Below are 18636 nucleotides of genomic sequence, written 5' to 3' on the forward strand. Positions count from 1 at the left end.
ACTGTTCCGATGGCTGCGGCGCGATTGCGCGCCGCCGGACACCCCGTTGCGCGGGATGCTGCTGTGCCGTCAGTGTGTCCGCCGCCTGCGATCCGGTCGGTACGTTCGACCGCACAACGCACCGCTTTCCGGACGATTCGCGATCCTCAGAAAGCGTTGCGCCCGATGAAGCCGCGCACGACCGTCAACAGGATGATCTTCATGTCGAACCAGAAGCTCCAGTTCTGCATGTAGAACAGATCGAACTTCACGCGCGCGGCCATCGCCTCGACCTTGCGCGTCTCGCCGCGATAGCCGTTCACCTGTGCCCATCCGGTGATGCCGGGCCGCACGCGGTAGCGGTACATGTAGCAGTCGATCAGCTGCCGATAGAAGTCGTCGTGCTCGATCGCATGCGGACGCGGCCCGACGACCGACATCTGCCCGAACAGCACGTTGAAGAACTGCGGCAGCTCGTCGAGCGACGTGCGCCGCAGGAACGCGCCGACGCGCGTGATGCGCGAATCGTTGCGCGACGCCTGCCGCAGGACGCCCGGCTGTGCGCGATGCACGCGCATCGTCCTGAACTTCAGGATGTCGAACTCGCGACCGTCGACCCCCTTGCGGCGCTGCCTGAACAGCACGGGCCCCGGCGAAGACAGCTTGACCGCGATCGCCAGCATCGACAGCAGCGGCAGCAACGGAATCAGCACGCCGAACGCGAACAGCCGGTCGAACGCGAACTTCGCCCACAGCTCCGGCGCGGAGCGCGGCGTGGTCGCGAGATTGATCGCCGGCATGCCGAGCACGTCGGTCGCCGAGCGATCGACGACGGCCATCTGCCGCACGTCGGGCAACAGCCGCAGCTCGACGAATTCGTCGCGCAGCTCGCGCACGATGCGCTGGATCCGCCACTCGTGCGACATCGGCAGCGTGAGCCACACCTCGTCGATCGCGCCGCCGCGAATCATGTCGCGCAACGCATTCCAGTCGTCGATCACCGGCACGCCGCCGATGCCGCCCGCGGCGGCCGGCGCATCGTCGTCGAATACGCAGGCCGCGACGAACGGGCCATTCGATGCAAGCTGCATCCGCTCGATCGCGACGCGCCCGTAGGCGGTTGCGCCGACGACGGCGACGCGGCGCTGCCGCGCGCGCGGGTCGTCACGCGTCAGCGCGAACGCCAGCAGCGCGGCGCGGCCGAGCAGCAGCGCCGCGTCGCCGGACAGCACCGTGCGCACGATCCAGCGTGTCGTGACCGTGCCGCCGCGGTTCATGATCCACATCGTGGCCGCCACCGTCAGCACGCTCGCGCAAACGACGGCCACCATCGTCTGCGTCGGCAGGTGTGTGCTGCCGTGCGGCGCCACGCCGCCGCGCACGGTGCGCAGGTGGCGCGGCAGCAGCGCCACGGTCAACACGCACAGCAGCGCGATCGCACCGCGCTGCGCATCGGACAGCTCGCGCCACGCAAGGCCCGACGCCGCCTGCGCAGCGAGCGCCCCCGCCAGCACGAGCACGACGTCGGCCGCCGCGATCGCGGCACGCCGCATCGTACTCGTTCCACCGGACCCCGACTGCATCGTCACGCACCGTGTGCCGGAAATCCGCAACGTACCTCCTGGATGCGGGGGCGCACCGGCGTCGACCGCGCATTTCCGCGCGTGCCGAGCAAGCGGCGATAGTCGGCACGAATCAGGTCGTAGCATTCGCACGCGTGATGTTCGAGGCCGTCGCGGTCGAGCACCGTGATGCGGCCGCGGCGCTGCCGGATCAGCCCGGCTTCCTGCAGGTTGCCGGCCGCTTCCGTCACGCCTTCGCGCCGCACGCCGAGCATGTTCGCGATCGTTTGCTGCGTGACGGCCAGCTCGTCGCCGTCGATCCGGTCGTGCGCCAGCAGCAGCCAGCGGCTGAGCTGCTCGCTGACCGAGTGATGCCGGTTGCACAGCGCGCTGCGCGAGATCTGCGCCATCGTCGCCTGGCAGTAGTTGAGCAGCAGCCGGTAAGTCTCGGGCGACCGCTCGAATTCGGCGCGCATCACGCAGGTCGGTACGCGATAGGCCATGCCGCCGATGCGCACCTCGACCCGGTTCGACGCGGCGACACCCCCGACCAGCGTGCCAAGCCCGACCACGCCCTCGCGGCCGACCACCGCCACCTCGACCATCGCACCGTCCTCCATCAGATGCTGCACCGACATCATTGCCGTCGTCGGGAAATGCAGATGGCGCATCGGCTCGCCGACCCGGTCGAGCATGCCGGCCTTGATCCGGACCAGTTCGAGATGCGGTGCGATGTTGCGGATGCTGTCCTCCGGGAGGGCATCGAGGATGGCATTCGCCGAGTAGCTCGAGTGAAGATGAAGCATGTATGTATCCCTTTTATGTCCGCGCCGCGTTTAGCCGCATGCACGGAACTCGTTATCGCGATGCGTGCCCGGACGTTCACAGCGGTTGCGGCCACAACCCTGAATCCGGCTGCCCATCGGCTTGTCACTTCCGGATTGAGTCGATCGTTCCGTTTTCGACACGCCAGCCCGAATAAGCGATTTACGTGCCAATACCCGTCCGTCCTTAATATATGAATCACATCCGATTTAGATCGACCGAATAACCCACCTAAAACCGAAAAAAGCGTCTCATTTCCGGACACTCTTCCGCGCGACGGACACCGTTCCGCATTCGACTGATCAATTTGCGCACCGGATCGGAGCCGTCGCAGCGGTGCCGCGAGGCTTACCGGTCATATACTTACAGCCGATTTTCAATTGTTTCCGTGATGTGCCGGACAGCACGCGCCAGCGCCGCCACGCTTCACACGGTCGTTTGAAACTGTCTCAAATTTGAATCGGCACACTAATTCCAGGCTATGTCTGATATCGCACATATCGCATGCAAGCCATTGATTCTTATAGAAAGTCACGCAACCCCAGTTTATTTGTCAAATAATGTTCAATGCTCGCGCGGCAATTTCCCGGACGATGCATGGCGTCGGCCGATTGCTTCGCGATCGACATTGAATGGTCGACCAGCCTGCCATTCCAATCGCGGATGATTAATTTCATGACAAATGAACCATCAAATCCGGATAACGTTTTCACCCAATCAAAACCGTCAAACTTTGTGAAATGACGCAATGTGAAATTGGTTGAATTCAATTGCGTGTTAGCCTTCGCGCAGCATCGTCATTCGAATTTCGCTGAACACAAGTCCGCACGAGCGTGCGAAATTCCCTTTTCGGGAGTATCGCCGCGACAGCGCGCGACCGCCACCCTACGAGGATGCGCCGTGACTCACCAGGCCCCCGACGTCGTCGCGCACGCGAACGGCATGATCGAGCTTTCCCACAGCTTCGATGCGAACCGGTTTCTCGCGGCCGTCGACCGCGACGAGCTCGCCACGCTGGTCCCCCACCTTCAACTCGTTCACCTGGAATCGGGGCAGGTGCTGTGCGAACCCGGCGAAATGCTCGCAGCCGTCTACCTGCCCGTCACGACGGCGATCTCGCTGCAGTACGTGTCGTCCGGCGGCATGACGCTGGAAGTCGCGGAAATCGGCAGCGAAAGCGTGGTCTGCGACGACGTGATCGGCGGCAGCGGCCGGATGCCGTGCCGTGCCGTCGCCTGCCGCGACGGCTTCGTCTACCGGCTCGACCGTCGCGTGTTCGCGGCCGCGTTCGACGCATCGCCGGTGATCCGCCATCTCGTGTTCGTCTGCGTGCGGCTCTTGATGGCGCAGGTATCGCAGATCACGTTCTGCAGCCGTCATCATGTGCTCAAACATCAGTTATGCAGATGGTTCCTGCTGGCGTACGACCGTACGCGCAGCATCGAGATCCAGGTGACGCACAGCATGCTGGCGCAGATGCTCGGCGTGCGGCGGGAAACGGTCACCGATGCCGCCGGCGAAATCCAGAAGCTTGGCCTGATCCGGCAATACCGGAGCTCGATCGAGCTGGCCGACCTCGACGGCCTCGAGAAGATGTCGTGCGGCTGCCGCGCGATCGTGCGCGACGAGATGAAACGCATCCTGTCGGCCGATTCCGGCGTGCCGGCCGCATCGCGCGCCTGATTGCCGCGCCGATTCGTGCGGCGCCTGCATGCGGGGTTAGCGGTTTGTAGGGTGGCGAACAGAACGCCGAGCGTGCGAATGGTCTACTGATGCCGGACTGCCGGGGGGATGTCAGCGCAATGCGCGCGTCTGCCCGAGCGGACGACACCACGCACGCCGGAGCCGCACGTGAAAAACGAAATCAGAACCATCCTCAAGCACGTCGCCCACCTCGAAGCCGCGATCGATTCGATCGGCGACGGGGACGACCTCTACGAAGCGGGCCTCTCCTCGCTCGACACGATCCAGTTGATGCTCGCGATCGAGAAGCAGTTCAACATCGAGATTCCCGACGAGATGCTGAACCGCAACCTGTTCCGCAGCATCGACGCGCTCGCGGACACGATCGCCACGCTGCAACGCACCGAGCATTCCGCATGAGCGCGCTGCTTCCCGAACTCGCGGCCGACAGCGAATCGCATCGGCTCGACGAGGCCGCGCACGCCGTCGCGCAGATCGCCGCGCAGCACGCGGATGCGGTCGACCGGGACGCGCGCTGCCCCGTCGAGGCGATCGAGGCGATGCGCGCGCGCCGGCTGCTGGGCGCGATGGTGCCGACCCATCTCGGCGGCGCTGGCGCGTCGCTGCAAGACATCGCGTCGGCCTGCTCGATCCTCGGCCAGGCCTGCGCATCGTCGGCGATGGTGTTCGCGATGCATCAGATCCAGGTCGCCTGCATCGTCGACCACGCCGTCGACCAGGGCTGGCACAAGCTGTTCCTGCAGCAACTCGTGCGCCGCCAGTGGCTGCTCGCGTCGGCCACATCGGAAGACGGCGTCGGCGGCAACCTGCGCGCGAGCCAGTGCGCGCTCGAAACCGACGGCAGCGAATTCCGGCTGCGCAAATCCGCGCCGACGATCTCGTATGGCGACTATGCGGACGGCATCCTCGCGACCGCGCGACGCGACGCGGAAGCGCCGGCTTCCGAACAGGTGCTCGTCACGCTGCTGCGCGACGGCTATACGCTCACGCGCCGCGGCGAATGGGACACGCTCGGGATGCGCGGCACCTGCAGCAACGGCTTCGCGCTCGACGCACAGGGTGCCGCCGTTCAATGCCTGCCGGTGCCGTTCGCGAAGATCGCCGAGGAAACGATGGTGCCGGTCTCGCACATCCTGTGGGCCGCGGTCTGGATCGGCGTGGCCGGCGACGCGTTCCATCGCGCGCACCAGTTCTTCCGCGCGCAGGCACGCCAGACCGACGGCGCGCCGTCGCCCGCGTCGCGGCGCATCGCCGAATCGCTCGAGCTGATGCAGGCGATGCAGGCCCGCGTCGACAACGTGCTGCGGCTTCATGCGAATACGCCGGCCCGCTCGTGGTCCGCCGGCATGGCCTGGGCCGCCGAGATCAACACGCTGAAGACCTACGTGTCGTCGACCGCGCTGGAAGTCGCGCAACAGGCGATGATGATCTGCGGGATGGCCGGCTACAAGCAAGGCACGCCGTTCAGCATCGGCCGCCACATTCGCGACCTGCAGGCGGCGCCACTGATGATCAGCAACGACCGCATTGCCGCCAACACCTCGAGCCTGCTGCTCGCGCTGCGTCCTGCGACGCTGGAGAAACATTCGTGAACGATCGCCTCGCCGTGCCCTCCGCCGCCGCCTCTCCCGCCGACGCGCCGCTCGACCGCGCGGGCGTCAACCCGCTGCGCGATGCGCTGATCGACGCGGGCCTGCTGGTCTCGACCGGCATCCAGGGCCTGTTCGGCCGCAGCGAACGGTTCGAGTGCGTCGTCGAAGCCCTCGACGCGCTCGTCACGCGCCTCGGCGCGGATCAACAGGCCGAAGTGCTGCGCTTCCCGCCGGCGATGAGCCGCACCGAATTCGAGCGCAGCGAATACATGAAGAGCTTCCCGCAGCTCGCGGGCAGCGTGCATGCGTTCTGCGGCGACGAGCAGCAGCACCAGCGCCTGTTGCAGTGCCTCGATCGCGGCGACGACTGGACGGAAAACCAGAAGCCGACCTACGTCGTGATGACGCCGGCCGCGTGCTACCCGGTCTATCCGGTCGTCGCACGCGCGGGCGCGCTGCCCGGCGACGGCCGGATCGTCGACGTGTTCTCGTACTGCTTCCGCCACGAGCCGTCGCTCGATCCGACCCGCATGCAGTTATTCCGGATGCGCGAATACGTGCGGATCGGCACGCCCGAGCAGATCGTCGCGTTCCGCGAGACGTGGATCGAGCGCGGCACGCGGATGATCGACGCGCTGCGCCTGCCGAACGCGATCGATCTCGCGAACGACCCGTTCTTCGGGCGCGGCGGCAAGATCGTCGCGAACAGCCAGCGCGAGCAGAACCTGAAGTTCGAGCTGCTGATCCCGATCGAGCACGACGACCGCCAGACCGCGTGCCTGAGCTTCAACTACCACATGGACCATTTCGGGCTGCTGTGGGACATCCGCACCGCGACGGGCGACGTCGCGCATACGGGCTGCGTCGGCTTCGGCCTCGAACGGCTCACGCTCGCGCTGTTCCGCCACCACGGCTTCGACATCGACGCGTGGCCGCGCGAGGTCCGCGACGTGCTGTGGGGCACGCGATGAGGTTCGTTTCCCGCGACGGCGAAGACGCGTCGTTCGACGACGTGCGCCACCGCGCGCGCCACTACCGGCCGCACCCGCTGCACAGTCAGGAGATGGTCTGGAAGCAGACCAACTGCTACGTCGACATGTGGCTCGAGGTGCTCCGGTGGTGGGGCTTCAACCCGTACGCGGCGCTGCCGTTTACGATCGCGCTCGATTTCGAGGGCGACCAGTTCACGTTCTTCAAGTTTCCGCACGACGAACTGGAGCGGCTCTACGGCATCGTCGTGCAGGAGCACTCGATCTACGAGCCGCTCGACCGGCACATCGAAACGCAGGTCGCGCGCGGGCACCTGATGATCGTCGAGGTCGACGCGTGGTTCCTGCCCGACACGCGCGGCAGCAGCTATCGCACGCAGCACACGAAGACGACGATCGGCATCGACGCGATCGACCGCGCGAAGCGCCAGATCGGCTATTTCCACAACAGCGGCTATTACGTGGCCGAGGATTTCGACTACAACGGGCTCGTCGGCAGCAGTTCGCCGATGACACTGCCGCCGTACGTCGAAATCGCGAAGCTGCGCTTTGCGCCGCTCGACGAGCGCGCGCTCTGCGAAGCGTCGCTCGCCGCGCTGCAGCGCCACCTGCGGCGCCTGCCGGTCGTCGATCCGATCGCGGCATTCCGGCGGCAGTTGCAGACCGATGCGAAGACGCTCGCCGATGCGCCGCTCGAACACTTCCATGCGTACTCGTTCAATTCGGTGCGGCAGCTCGGCGCGAATTTCGAACTGTTCGGCCATTACGCGCGCTGGCTGCAGGCCAGCGGCTGCGTCGGGCCGTTCGCCGAGATCCGCGCCGCATGCGACCGCATCGCGTCCGAAGCGATGGTGCTGGAGTTCCGGCTCGCGCGCGCCTGCGCACGCGGCAAGGAAGAACGCGGCGATTCGACGCTCGAAGCGATCGCGGCCGCCTACGTCGATCTCGTCGCCTGCGCGCGGCAGATCGGCTCGCCGCAGCGGCACGTGGCGCCCGCGACGCCCGCGCGCAGCGACGCGGCGCCCGTGCCGGCCATGCGGTGACGCGCGCGCGTGCCCTGCCCGCGTGGTCGATGCTGGCGACGGCCGCGGGCGCCGCGCGGGAACCGCGCGATCTTCCGGCCGACGGCGACGGCTGGATCGCGGCGCCGGTGCCCGGCACGGTCGCGCAGGCGCTCGCGCTGGCCGGCCGGCTCGACGAAGCGGCGTCGCTCGACGAACGCGATCACTGGTACCGGATCGAACTGCGCGGGCGCGGGCCGCGCGTGCTGCGCTTTCACGGCCTCGCGACGCTCACGCAGGCGTGGCTCGACGACACGCCGATCCTCCGCTCCGACAGCATGTTCGTCGCGCACGACGTTCCCGTATCGCTCGACGGCACGCACCGGCTGACGCTCTGCTTCGGCGCGCTCGCGCCGCACCTGCGCAACGCGCGCGCGCCGCGCCGTGCGCGCTGGCGCACGCGGCTCGCCGAGCCGGCGGCGCTGCGCACGGTCCGCACGTCGCTGTTCGGACACATGCCCGGCTGGTTTCCGCCATACGTGCCGACCGGCCCGTGGCGCCCCGTCGACGTACTCGATCCGGCCGACGGCTTCGTTCCGGTCGACTGCGACCTGCGTGCGCGCGTCGAAGGCGACACGGGTTGGCTCGATGCCGAACTGACATTTGCCGCGCCGTTGCCCGACGCGCTCGCGGCAAGACTGTCGTGCGGTGAACACCAAGCGACGCTCGAACGCGCCGGCGCCGACCGGCTGCGCGCGAGCGTCGCGGTGCCCAACGTGCGCCGCTGGTGGCCGCATACGCATGGCGAGCCGGCACTCTACGAGATCGCGCTGCATATCGGCGACGAACGGCGGCCGCTCGGCTCGACCGGCTTCCGCACGATCGAGATCGATGCCGGCGCCGACGGCAAGGGTTTCGGGCTGCGCATCAACGGCGTGCCCGTGTTCGCGCGCGGCGCATGCTGGAGCAGCGCCGCACCGCTTGCACTGCACGCGGACGACGCCACCTACGGCCGCCTGCTCGGGCTCGCACGCGACGCCGGCTTCAACATGATCCGCGTCGGCGGCACGATGACCTACGAGGCCGACGCATTTCACGCGTGGTGCGACCGGCTCGGGCTGCTGGTCTGGCAGGACTTCATGTTCGCGAACTTCGACCATGCGCTCGACGATCCCGCGTTCGCGGACAACGTCGACCGTGAAGCCGATCAATTCCTCGCGCGCCACGGCGCGTCGCCGTCGCTCGCGGTGCTGTGCGGCGGCAGCGAGATCGCGCAACAGGCGGCGATGTCGGGGCTCGGGCCGAAGCAGCGCTTCCTCGAGCTGACCGCCGAGCGGCTGGCCGGCCATGCGGCCGCGCGCCGGCCCGACGTCCCGTATGTGCCCGATTCGCCCGACGGCGGCGTGCTGCCGTTCGCGCCGCGCGAGCGCGTATCGCACTACTACGGCGTCGGCGCGTACCTGCGCCCGCTCGACGATGCGCGCCGCGCGGACGTGCGCTTCGCGAGCGAATGCCTCGCGTTCGCGAACGTGCCGTGCGATGCGACGCGCGCCAGCCTCGGCTGGCCCGGCGTGCACGAGCCGCGCTGGAAAGCGGCCGTGCCGCGCGACCCCGGCACGTCGTGGGATTTCGAGGACATTCGCGACCACTATCTGCAGACGCTGTACGACGTCGCGCCCGACCGGCTGCGCCGCGAGGATCCGGCACGCTACTTCGAACTGTCGAGGGCCGCGATCGCGGACGTGATGCGCGAGACGTTCTCCGAATGGCGGCGCACCGGTTCGCGCTGCGCCGGCGCGCTCGTGTGGCAGTTCCAGGACGTGATGCCGGGTGCCGGATGGGGTGTGATCGACGCCACGCACCGGCCGAAATCGGCGTGGTATGCGCTGCGCCAGGTGTTGCAGCCCGTGCAGGTGCTGCTCGTCGACGAAGGCTTGAACGGGCTCGACGTGCATGTGGTCAACGAGCGCCCGGCGCCGCTGTCGGCGGCCGTCGAACTGGTCGCGCTGCGCGACGGCCGCACGCCGGTCGCGCGAGCCGGCTGCCCGGTGCGGATCGCCGCGCACGACACGGTGCGGATCGGCTCGGCCGAGTTGCTCGGCCGGTTCTTCGACTGGACCTATGCGTACCGTTTCGGGCCCTGCGAACACGACACCGTCGTCGCGACGCTGCGCACCGACGACGGCACGCTGCTGTCGCAGGCGTTCCATTTCCCGTCCCGCACGCATCCGGCCGCGCTGGCGCGCCGCGAACTCGGGATCGAAGCGTGCGTGTCGCGCACCGGCGATACGTGGCACGTCGACATCGACACGCGGCACGTCGCGCGGCACGTGCAGATCGACGCGCCGGGTTTCATGCCGCGCGACGACTGGTTTCATCTCGCGCCCGGCACGCCGGCGCGCGTCGCGCTCGTTCCGCTGGAAACCGCCGGGAAGATTCGGGACGCGGACGGCGGGCCGCCTGCCGTGGAAATCCGCGCGGTAAACGCCGCGCGAACGGTACGCGCCACGCAGGCCGGTTGACGCGACGCTCGCATGCGCCATGCGCCGCGAGCGTCGCAATTCGAACGTCAGTCGGACGAGCCCGTGCCGCGCGGCCGCTCGATCCCGTACGCTTCCATCCAGCGATACAGCGTCGCGCGCGACACGCCAAGCTCGCGCGCCGAAGCCGCGACGCGCCCGCGCGTGCGCAGCAACGCGGTTTCGATCGCCTCGCGCTCGATCGACTTGCGGATGTCGGCCACGGACGGCGACGCCGCATCGAGACAGTATTCGAGCTCGAGATCCCGCGCGGTGATCAGGCGCCCTTCCGTCATCACGACCGCGCGGCGCACGCGGTTGATCAGTTCGCGGACATTGCCGGGCCAGTCGTGCTTGTAGAGTGCGGTGATCGCGTCCGTCGAGAAGCCGCGCACGCGATGACGCGCATCGCCGCGGAAGCGTTCGAGCATGTGGTGCGCGAGCAGTTCGATGTCCTTGCCGCGCGCGCGCAGCGGCGGCTGGTCGATGCGCATCACGCACAGGCGGTGGAACAGGTCCGCGCGAAACCGCCCTTCCTCCATCGCGCCGCGCAGGTCGACGTGCGTCGCCGATACGATCCTGACATCGACCGGCACCGGATCGCTGCCGCCGAGGCGATGGATCGAGCGCTCCTGCAGAAAACGCAGCAGGCTCGCCTGGCTCTCGTGCGGCAGGTCGCCGATCTCGTCGAGCAGCAGCGTGCCGCCGTTCGCGGCCTCGACATAGCCGATCTTGCGCGCGTTCGCGCCGGTAAACGCGCCGCGCTCATAACCGAACAGCTCCGATTGCAGCAGATGCGGCGGAATCGCGCCGCAGTTGACCGCGACGAACGGGCCGTTGCGCCGCTCCGAATGACGATGGATCGCGACGGCCGTCAGCTCCTTGCCGGTACCCGTTTCGCCGAACACGAACACCGGTGCGTCGGTGCGCGCGAAGCGCCGCACCGTGTCGAACAGCCGCAGCATCGCGCTGCAGGTGCCGACGATGCCTTTCTCGTCCGATTCGAGCTGTTCGCGGTCGCGCGCGAACAGGCATTCCATGCCGTATGCATGGCCGACCGTATCGGCGATCCGCTGGTGCGACGCGGGCAACGTGACGTAGTCGAAGCAATAGTCGCGCAACAGCGCGCGCACGTTCGGGGAAGCGGTCTGGCCGACGTCGACGAGCGCGACCCACACGACGTCGCGCATCGATGCACAGGTCGACGCGATGCTGCCGATCGCATCGGCATGGCCGCCGCTCAGGTCGAGAATGCCGCAGGTGATTTCGCCGGGCGTATTGCGCAGCTCGTTCGCATGCTCGACGATCGACACCTTCCAGTCGCGTCGGGCCAGTTCCTTTCGCAGCATGACGGACGGCGACTGCGTCCAGTAAATCAGCGGACGCTGCCCGTTACCGCTTCCCCCGCCGGCGCTCTTATCGCGCGTTATTGGCATATTCATAACGAACCATCATTTTCTCCACTCCGCGAACCGTTCGCGTGCGCTGCGGCCGGCGGCACATGGCTGCCTGTCCGCGCTGCGTTTCTGCAGCTTTGGCGAAGATCGAAACTGCACACGGCGAGAGCCCCCGGAGGTCGAGCCGGATGTCATCCGGCCTCGTTGTCATCGAACTCGAAGGGAACGCGCGGCCGCGGGAGCCACGACGTTCCGGCTTTGATGCGACGCGCCGTCAGGCGGCGCACGTCGGCAAACGGGAAATCCGTCCGCAGGTGCGTTGCGTCGTACACGACAGTCGCCAGTCGCCAGTCGCGCCCGATGCCGAACCGGATGGCCGCCAACCCGCTCCCGGAATGACCGCCGTATTTCATCCGTTCGTGAATCTACACCCCGTTTCGAGATGGCCGTGTTACCAAAAGATAAACATGATTCAGCCCATTACGCCACCGGTCGGCCCGCACAACACACCTTTAACCACTGAAATTTGATTATCTATGACTATTCCCGTCAATCAGTGGCAAATCCCACTTTTCGGCAAGATCGCTACGTCCATTGCCCGCGATTTTCTCCGAAATCCCGGAATAAATCCGGACGTCCCGCTCGGCGAGTCGATAATCGCCGCGCGCATGCCCCGTCGGCACCGCACGGCGAACGCACGCGCCCGGGTCGTCCGTTACAGCGCCGTAACCAAACGCCAGCGCCGCCGGTCAGGTCCGCAGTGCCGCCTCGCGTTGCCGGGCCTGCCGATCGTGCAGGTTGCCACGGGCCGAAACGCCGTCGCCCGGCGTGAAACCGGCGGTGCCGGCCATCTCCTCCTGCAATGCAGCATAGCCATCCATCACGAAGCGCGTGAGCTCGCCCCGGAAACGCGCCGAGCCGAAGCATTCGGCATTTGCGCGGCACGCGTGCGGATCGAACGAACCGCGCGGCAGTGCTTCGAAGCGGGCTAGCGCGTCGACCAGCGCGTCGACCGTCTGCGCGCGGTAGAACAGGCCCGTCGCACCGGCGCACGGCCACGCGCGCACCGACTCGCGCACGCCGCCCTTCCCGTAAGCGATCACGGGCGTGCCGCACGCCTGCGCCTCGACCGGCGAAATGCCGAAATCCTCTTCCGCCGCGAACACGAACGCGCGTGCGCGCTGCAGGTGGTCGTGCAGCACATCGAACGGCTGATAGCCGAGCAGCGTGACGTTCGGCCCGGCAAGCGCGCGGATCTTCGCCATTTCAGGCCCGTCGCCGATCACGACGAGACGGCGCTCCGGCGTACGCGAAAACGCGTCGACGATCAGGTCGATCCGCTTGTACGGCACGAGCCGCGACGCGGTCAGGTAGAACGCGTCCTTGTCCGTGCGCAGCGACAGATGGTCGACGTCGACCGGCGGATAGATCACCGTCGCCTCGCGCCGGTAGGTCTTGCGGATGCGGCGCGCGATGAAGTGCGAATTCGCGGCCACGCGATCGACGCCGTTCGCCGAGCGCGCATCCCAGTTGCGGATGTAATGCAGCAGCGCCCGCGCGATCGCCGATTTCGGCCCGCGCGCGAGCCCCGCCTCGTTCAGGTACTGGTGCTGCAGATCCCACGCGTAGCGCACCGGGGAATGCACGTAGCTGGCGTGGAACTGGTCCGGGCCGCTCAGCACGCCCTTCGCGACCGCGTACGAGCTCGACAGCACGATGTCGTATTCCGACAGGTCGAACTGTTCGATCGCGAGCGGAAACAACGGCAGATAACTGCGGTAGCGCTTGCGCGCGAACGGCAGCTTCTGGATGAAGGACGTGCGCACCGCGCGGCCGCGCAGGCAGTCCCGATCCTCGAGGAAATCGACGAGGCTGTAGATATCGGCCTGCGGAAAGCAGTCGATCATGTGCGCCAGCACGCGTTCGGCGCCGCCAGGCACGACCAGCCAGTCGTGAACGATCGCGATCTTCAAGTACTGCTCCCGGTTCTTCATTCACGTTCGATGTCGGCAGACCGCGCAGTGCGGCCGCCGTGACGTGCCAATTATCGGAAAGCCCCGGCACGGCCGATGTGTGCTACCGCACATTGCGCCGCTGTCGGCGTGCGCATTGCCGTGCAGCACGCCGGCCGCGCGAAACCACGGCGTGAGTGCGCTTTCGAACAGACCGGCGCACGCGGCATCCGCATCATGACCATTGCCGCACTGCACGGAACGAACGCGTCCGTGCGGTACAGCGTGCTGAAGGCTTCACGCGAGGACCGCATCATGGAATGGCATTGTTGTGAATTCGAACATTTGAGCGCCGTCGATCTCTATGCAATCCTGCGCGCGCGCAACGCCGTGCTGGTGGTCGAGGACGCACACACGCATCTCGACATCGACGGCAAGGACGCCGGCGCGCTGCACGTGTATGCAAGCGTGCGCAACGGCGACACGGCGGAAGTCGCGGCCTACGCGCGCATCCTGCCCGGCGACGACATCGATCCGGATGTCGTGATCGACAAGGTACTGACAAGCGAGGCGTGTCGCGACGGCGATACGCTCGAACGCCTGATCGAACGCGCGCTGACCGCCGCGCTGGCCGCGTGGCCGGACGCCGCGCTCCGCACGCACGTTCCCACGCCGCGCCAGGCGTTCTACAAACGCTTCGGATTCCGCAAGGCGTACGGCCCGTATCTCGAACAGGGCGCGCCGTTCGTCGGCATGATCCGGCCGGCCGATCGCGCCGCCGGTGCGCTGCGTCAACTGCTGTCCCGGGCCGTTTCGACGCCCCGGCCCCGAAACAAAGACGTGCTCGCCGACGGCCGCGCGCACAACCGGCTGCCCGCCGATACCGGAGCCAATCGATGACCCGCACCCTCCGCCCGGTTCCCGAACCCGGCCTTCCGCGCATCCTGCCGGTCATCCTTGCCGGCGGCTCGGGCACGCGCCTCTGGCCGCTGTCGCGCGAGCAGTATCCGAAGCAACTGATCGAGCTGACCTCGAACGAATCGCCGCTGTCGGCGACGGCGCGCCGCCTGAACGGCATCACGAACGCGTCGCTCGGCGACACGCTGCTGCTGGTGTGCGGCGAACAGCATCGCATCATGAGTGCCGCGCAAGTGGTCGACCGTGCGGCGCCGGCGCGCATCCTGCTCGAGCCGGCCGCTCGCAACACGGCACCGGCGCTCACGCTCGCCGCGCTCGACGCGAGCGCGCTCGCGGACGATCCCGTGCTCGCGGTGATGCCGGCCGATCACGTGATCGCCGATGTCGGCGCATTCCAGGACACCATCGCTCGCGCGGCGCGTTACGCGCAGGAAGGCGCGATCGTCACGCTCGGCGTACTGCCTCGCCGCGCGGAAACGGGCTACGGCTATATCCAGGTCGGCGAGCCGCGCACCGGCCGCCACGGCGGACAAGGCGGCTATTCCATCGGGCGCTTCGTCGAGAAACCCGACGCGACGCTCGCCGAACGCTACCTGCAGTCGGGCGACTACTGGTGGAACAGCGGGATTTTCGTCACGCGCGCGTCGGTCTGGCTAAAGGCGATCCGCACACTGGCGCCCGCGATCCATGCAGCCTGCGAAGCGGCGTGGCGCGCGGGCGTCGCCGAGGATCCGTTCTTCCGGATCGACGCGGCGGCGTTCGACGCCTGCCCGTCCGACTCGATCGACTACGCGGTCATGGAGCGCCTCGCCGAAAGCAGCGAGCTCGGCATCGAAGGGATCGTGGTGCCGCTCGCGGCCGGCTGGTCGGACGTCGGCACATGGGATGCGATCTGGGAAATCATGCCGAAGGACGATCAGGGCAACGTCGCGCGCGGGCCGATCGTGTTCGAGGACACGCAGGACAGCTTCGTGCGCTCGGAGGGGCGGCTCATCGCATGCGTCGGGATGAAGGACGTCGTCGTGATCGAAACGCCCGATGCGGTGCTGGTCGCAAACAAGCACGACGTGCAGCGCGTGAAGAACATCGTCGCGCGCCTGAAGAGCGACCGGCGTCCGCAGGCGAGCGAGCACCGCAAGGTTCAGCGTCCGTGGGGGCACTACGATTCGATCGATCTCGGCGAACGGTTCCAGGTGAAGCGGATCGTCGTCGAACCGGGCAAGCGGCTGTCGCTGCAGATGCACTATCACCGCGCCGAACACTGGATCGTCGTGCGCGGCACCGCGAAGGTGACGCGCGGCACCGAGACGTTCCTGCTCAGCGAGAACGAATCGACGTACATCGCCGTCGGCGAGGTGCATCGCCTCGAGAATCCCGGCCGGATTCCGCTCGAGATCATCGAGGTGCAATCGGGCAACTATCTCGGCGAAGACGATATCGTGCGCTTCGACGACCAGTACGGACGCGCGGTCGTCGACGCGCTGCCGGAAACACGTGCGGTGCCGCCCGCTTCGCGGGAACCGCATGAGCGGGCCGTCGAAGGAGACGTCGTGCGGTAAGCGCGGTAAGTGCAGGCCGTGCACGCCGGCGCGCATATGGTGTCGTCAATCGATGCCGCGCTGCGACCAGCGTGCCTGCCTCAGCGATTTGCGCACGCGCGGCAACTGCGACGTGTCCGCGCCCACCGCCACGCCTGTCGCGAGCGGCTGTACGACCGCCGCCCCGCACTGCCCCACCTTCGATCCTCCTGCATTCGGGTGGGCGGTGGCGCAGCCTCCTCCGCCACCGCCCACCTGCACCGGCATCCCGCCGACCGCGGACAACCGGTTATCCGCGATCCGGTATTGCGACACGTTTCCCCATACGCGAATGCCGGCGAACCGCGCGCGCGAAACGCGGTTGCCGACCACGACCACGCGCGTCACCGAGCCCGACCATGTACTGACGTCGATCGCGGCCTGCTGCGTCAGCGGGCGCGGATCGGTGCGCGCGGTGGCGGTCTGGATATCCGAGATCTCGTTGTTCTCGACCAGCACGCCGGACGCGCCGTAGGTCCGGAAGCTGTCCTCCTGCGCGACGAGAATGCCCGCGCTCACCTGCACGTCGCGCACGACGTTGTTCGAGATCGTCACGTCCGCGCCGCCGACCACCGTGATCCCGCGCCCCCACGTGTTGCCGTCCAGCGAGTTGCCGGTGATCAGCACGTTGCGGCTCAGCACGTCGTCGTCCCGGTAGCTCACCACGGCAATCATATCGTCGCCGGTACCGCGCACGACATTGCCCTTGACCAGCACATTGCGCGCGCCGCGCGTCATGTGAATGCCGTCCGCGAGGGTCGACAGCACCTTGTTGCCGACAATCGCGACATCCGCTCCACCAAACACGAATATGCCCGCGCTGGCGCCGCCGTCGATGACGTTGTCGAGCACTTGCACGTCGTGCCCCGTCACCTCGACCTTGGTCGACTCCGGCGTCGCGAGACGCGTCGTGCCGGTCCCCATGATCTGAAATCCAACGAGCGTCGTACCGTCGCCCCGCATCTCGATCGTCTGGTCGCCGGGGACGGTCGCAATCAGCGTCGCGCCGAAACCCGACAGCACGACATGCGGCTGCCGCACGAACAGCGAACGGCCGACGACATACCGCCCTGGCGCGAACACCAGCCGCTGGCCCGACTGCAGCGCGTCCAGCGCGCGTTGCAGCTCATCAGCCTGATCGGCTGCGTCCGAGGCAGGATGAACGAACGCATCCGGTACGTACGCATGAAGCGCACCCGGTTCGGGTGCCCCGGCAACAGCCACGGCGAACCCCGGCCACGATAACCCGCCAGCCATGATCATGCCGGCGATCACGGTGCATACGCGAGACGGATACCGTGATCTCAGCATATCGAATCATTTCCCTGGAACAACCCGGCGCACGCGCAATACACGCGCTCGAACCGCCGCATGCTCGGGAAGCGACATTGCCCCTCTCCACGAAATCCCGGGAACTCCGGCAAACGGATCAACCATTCGCATCACCAGACGCCAACACACCACTTCCTCGACGCGAAGTGAGCGTATGCGCAAGCTTCACAAATGGAGCTTCACACAATCGATAGCCGGCCCATGACAATGGAATCAAAGGCACGACAGGTACGATCATGTAAAGACCGAGAGGCCATCCAACGATATGAAAGCGCTGACACAACCAGAATGCCACGAAAAGCGGAAGACTGTGCAACAGGTAGACCGAGTAACTGATCTTGCCAAGCCATGAAAGCATGCGGATACGAAGCTTCAGCAAGGTTGCCAGTATCGCGAATGTCGCAATACCAATCATGTAAGCGAGCGAAATCGGCAGGTGAAACATGTTGTGATGTCGCCAATCACTGATGGCCCCAACAAGCGCAACACCGACAACCGGTATCGTCACATAGGCTAGCGCAGATCTGTAAGTTATAGATATATTGGACAGCGCACCGCTTCTTGCCCATCCAATACGTAGCAATTGAGAAGGAGTCTCGTACGCCTGGCGAAAGCAGGCGCCCCAAAACATGATTCCAAGATGATACGGCATGGTCTTGTACTGGCTAAGAAGATCGGCCGGAAAGAGTTTCAATTCGAGAGTTAGCACAAACAGTCCGCATAACCCGATAGTGACAAGACACAAATGTAGCATCCGATGAAGTGCACCGCACCAGAACAAAATCAGACACAATCCGTAGAAGTACAGCTCCGTCTCCAGCGTCCAGCCATGCGGCAAGATCAGGCTTTCACCAAATGCAACCGGAATCATGGTCACATTTGCCAGAAAGCCATGAATGTCCATTTCTTTATCGAACAAGTACCAATGAACAAAATATCCAGCAGGAAGAGCCAACCAATATGCAGGATATAGTCGAAGGAATCTCCGAATGAGGAACCGCTTTGTCCCCGCACCAATCTCACCGTGCAGACTGGTAGGAATCAGCATTCCGCTAATTGCGAAGAAAATTACCACACCGATTCTCCCGAAATTCACGGAGCGTTGCAGTGTGTCAAGCACATACTGGGAGCCTGCAAGGGGAACGAACCGTTCAGCATAGTGCGTCCATATGACGAGTATCACCGCAACGGCGCGCATGGCATCGATATGGTGAAACCGCTCCGAACTCTTTGCCTTCGACATGACTGAAATGTTTGAAACCCAAGGCCAATCAAAAATATTCGATCAA

General features: G+C 66.2%; 16 protein-coding genes. 8 read left to right on the top strand and 8 right to left on the bottom strand.

All coding sequences use genetic code 11. The features are described from left to right. Positions 1 to 146 precede the first annotated feature (146 nt). The 3 genes from ACPUER_RS06780 to ACPUER_RS06790 all read right to left on the bottom strand — a co-directional run bounded on the left by ACPUER_RS06780 (position 147) and on the right by ACPUER_RS06790 (position 3136). Positions 147 to 1532 carry an undecaprenyl-phosphate glucose phosphotransferase gene (locus ACPUER_RS06780; protein WP_175958977.1) on the bottom strand — a complete coding sequence of 462 codons (1386 nt, stop codon included), beginning with the start codon at positions 1530 to 1532 and terminating at the stop codon, positions 147 to 149. A gap of 32 nt (positions 1533 to 1564) precedes the next feature. Further along, positions 1565 to 2347 carry a Crp/Fnr family transcriptional regulator gene (locus ACPUER_RS06785; RefSeq protein WP_175958976.1) on the bottom strand — a complete coding sequence of 261 codons (783 nt, stop codon included), beginning with the start codon at positions 2345 to 2347 and terminating at the stop codon, positions 1565 to 1567. Positions 2348 to 2887: 540 nt separating this feature from the next. After that, positions 2888 to 3136, bottom strand: a complete 249-nt coding sequence (locus ACPUER_RS06790; RefSeq protein WP_425130694.1) for a hypothetical protein — start codon at positions 3134 to 3136, stop codon at positions 2888 to 2890. A gap of 130 nt (positions 3137 to 3266) precedes the next feature. Here ACPUER_RS06790 and ACPUER_RS06795 point away from each other — a divergent pair, with 130 nt between their 5' ends. The 6 genes from ACPUER_RS06795 to ACPUER_RS06820 all read left to right on the top strand — a co-directional run bounded on the left by ACPUER_RS06795 (position 3267) and on the right by ACPUER_RS06820 (position 10174). Continuing rightward, a complete protein-coding gene (locus tag ACPUER_RS06795; RefSeq protein ID WP_175958975.1) occupies positions 3267 to 4049 on the top strand; it encodes a Crp/Fnr family transcriptional regulator in 783 nt (260 codons plus the stop codon). Between the two features lie 168 nt (positions 4050 to 4217). Then, positions 4218 to 4469 carry an acyl carrier protein gene (locus tag ACPUER_RS06800; protein WP_006490451.1) on the top strand — a complete coding sequence of 84 codons (252 nt, stop codon included), beginning with the start codon at positions 4218 to 4220 and terminating at the stop codon, positions 4467 to 4469. Next, positions 4466 to 5662 (top strand): acyl-CoA dehydrogenase family protein, encoded by a 1197-nt coding sequence (locus ACPUER_RS06805; RefSeq protein ID WP_425130695.1) that lies wholly within the window; start codon positions 4466 to 4468, stop codon positions 5660 to 5662. Before ACPUER_RS06800 ends, ACPUER_RS06805 begins: the two co-directional genes overlap by 4 nt. After that, positions 5659 to 6633, top strand: a complete 975-nt coding sequence (locus tag ACPUER_RS06810) for an amino acid--[acyl-carrier-protein] ligase (RefSeq protein ID WP_425130696.1) — start codon at positions 5659 to 5661, stop codon at positions 6631 to 6633. The genes ACPUER_RS06805 and ACPUER_RS06810 overlap by 4 nt, the downstream gene beginning before the upstream one ends. Next, positions 6630 to 7694 carry a DUF1839 family protein gene (locus ACPUER_RS06815; RefSeq protein WP_425130697.1) on the top strand — a complete coding sequence of 355 codons (1065 nt, stop codon included), beginning with the start codon at positions 6630 to 6632 and terminating at the stop codon, positions 7692 to 7694. Before ACPUER_RS06810 ends, ACPUER_RS06815 begins: the two co-directional genes overlap by 4 nt. Before the next feature lie 29 nt (positions 7695 to 7723). Then, on the top strand, positions 7724 to 10174 hold the full coding sequence (locus ACPUER_RS06820; protein WP_425130698.1) for a glycosyl hydrolase 2 galactose-binding domain-containing protein: 2451 nt from the start codon (positions 7724 to 7726) through the stop codon (positions 10172 to 10174). Between the two features lie 47 nt (positions 10175 to 10221). Here the strand turns inward: ACPUER_RS06820 and ACPUER_RS06825 are convergent, their stop codons facing one another. From ACPUER_RS06825 to ACPUER_RS06835, 3 genes are all read right to left on the bottom strand, one after another. Beyond that, positions 10222 to 11613, bottom strand: coding sequence for a sigma-54 dependent transcriptional regulator (locus tag ACPUER_RS06825; protein ID WP_034179702.1), 1392 nt, complete (start codon positions 11611 to 11613; stop codon positions 10222 to 10224). A gap of 146 nt (positions 11614 to 11759) precedes the next feature. Beyond that, complete coding sequence (locus tag ACPUER_RS06830) at positions 11760 to 11981, bottom strand: hypothetical protein (RefSeq protein ID WP_425130699.1); 222 nt, start codon at positions 11979 to 11981, stop codon at positions 11760 to 11762. Between the two features lie 336 nt (positions 11982 to 12317). Beyond that, positions 12318 to 13541: a glycosyltransferase family 4 protein gene (locus tag ACPUER_RS06835; protein ID WP_425130743.1), complete on the bottom strand. Its 1224-nt coding sequence runs from the start codon at positions 13539 to 13541 to the stop codon at positions 12318 to 12320. A 216-nt stretch (positions 13542 to 13757) separates the two neighbouring features. Between ACPUER_RS06835 and ACPUER_RS06840 the strand changes: the two genes are divergently transcribed. After that, a complete protein-coding gene (locus ACPUER_RS06840) occupies positions 13758 to 14420 on the top strand; it encodes a GNAT family N-acetyltransferase (protein WP_175958968.1) in 663 nt (220 codons plus the stop codon). Then, positions 14417 to 15997 carry a mannose-1-phosphate guanylyltransferase/mannose-6-phosphate isomerase gene (locus ACPUER_RS06845; RefSeq protein WP_425130700.1) on the top strand — a complete coding sequence of 527 codons (1581 nt, stop codon included), beginning with the start codon at positions 14417 to 14419 and terminating at the stop codon, positions 15995 to 15997. The genes ACPUER_RS06840 and ACPUER_RS06845 overlap by 4 nt, the downstream gene beginning before the upstream one ends. 45 nt (positions 15998 to 16042) lie before the next feature. On the opposite strand, the gene ACPUER_RS06850 is transcribed toward ACPUER_RS06845, so the two are convergent. Both ACPUER_RS06850 and ACPUER_RS06855 read right to left on the bottom strand, forming a co-directional pair. Then, a complete protein-coding gene (locus ACPUER_RS06850; protein WP_425130701.1) occupies positions 16043 to 17326 on the bottom strand; it encodes a right-handed parallel beta-helix repeat-containing protein in 1284 nt (427 codons plus the stop codon). Between the two features lie 118 nt (positions 17327 to 17444). Beyond that, positions 17445 to 18590 carry an acyltransferase family protein gene (locus tag ACPUER_RS06855; RefSeq protein WP_425130702.1) on the bottom strand — a complete coding sequence of 382 codons (1146 nt, stop codon included), beginning with the start codon at positions 18588 to 18590 and terminating at the stop codon, positions 17445 to 17447. Between the last annotated feature and the right edge of the window lie 46 nt (positions 18591 to 18636).

Origin of the sequence: Burkholderia sp. DN3021 (genome assembly GCF_049805555.1) — a bacterium.
Taxonomy (GTDB): Bacteria; Pseudomonadota; Gammaproteobacteria; order Burkholderiales; family Burkholderiaceae; genus Burkholderia; species Burkholderia pyrrocinia_C.

What these genes read in the sequence shown, in the direction of transcription:
- ACPUER_RS06825 (WP_034179702.1), bottom strand. Translation starts at nt 11,613, where the DNA reads ATGAATATGCCAATAACGCGCGATAAGAGCGCCGGCGGGGGAAGCGGT.
- ACPUER_RS06780 (WP_175958977.1), bottom strand. Translation starts at nt 1,532, where the DNA reads ATGCGGCGTGCCGCGATCGCGGCGGCCGACGTCGTGCTCGTGCTGGCG.
- ACPUER_RS06850 (WP_425130701.1), bottom strand. Translation starts at nt 17,326, where the DNA reads ATGCTGAGATCACGGTATCCGTCTCGCGTATGCACCGTGATCGCCGGC.
- ACPUER_RS06855 (WP_425130702.1), bottom strand. Translation starts at nt 18,590, where the DNA reads ATGTCGAAGGCAAAGAGTTCGGAGCGGTTTCACCATATCGATGCCATG.
- ACPUER_RS06785 (WP_175958976.1), bottom strand. Translation starts at nt 2,347, where the DNA reads ATGCTTCATCTTCACTCGAGCTACTCGGCGAATGCCATCCTCGATGCC.
- ACPUER_RS06840 (WP_175958968.1), top strand. Translation starts at nt 13,758, where the DNA reads ATGACCATTGCCGCACTGCACGGAACGAACGCGTCCGTGCGGTACAGC.
- ACPUER_RS06805 (WP_425130695.1), top strand. Translation starts at nt 4,466, where the DNA reads ATGAGCGCGCTGCTTCCCGAACTCGCGGCCGACAGCGAATCGCATCGG.
- ACPUER_RS06830 (WP_425130699.1), bottom strand. Translation starts at nt 11,981, where the DNA reads ATGAAATACGGCGGTCATTCCGGGAGCGGGTTGGCGGCCATCCGGTTC.
- ACPUER_RS06820 (WP_425130698.1), top strand. Translation starts at nt 7,724, where the DNA reads ATGCTGGCGACGGCCGCGGGCGCCGCGCGGGAACCGCGCGATCTTCCG.
- ACPUER_RS06815 (WP_425130697.1), top strand. Translation starts at nt 6,630, where the DNA reads ATGAGGTTCGTTTCCCGCGACGGCGAAGACGCGTCGTTCGACGACGTG.
- ACPUER_RS06845 (WP_425130700.1), top strand. Translation starts at nt 14,417, where the DNA reads ATGACCCGCACCCTCCGCCCGGTTCCCGAACCCGGCCTTCCGCGCATC.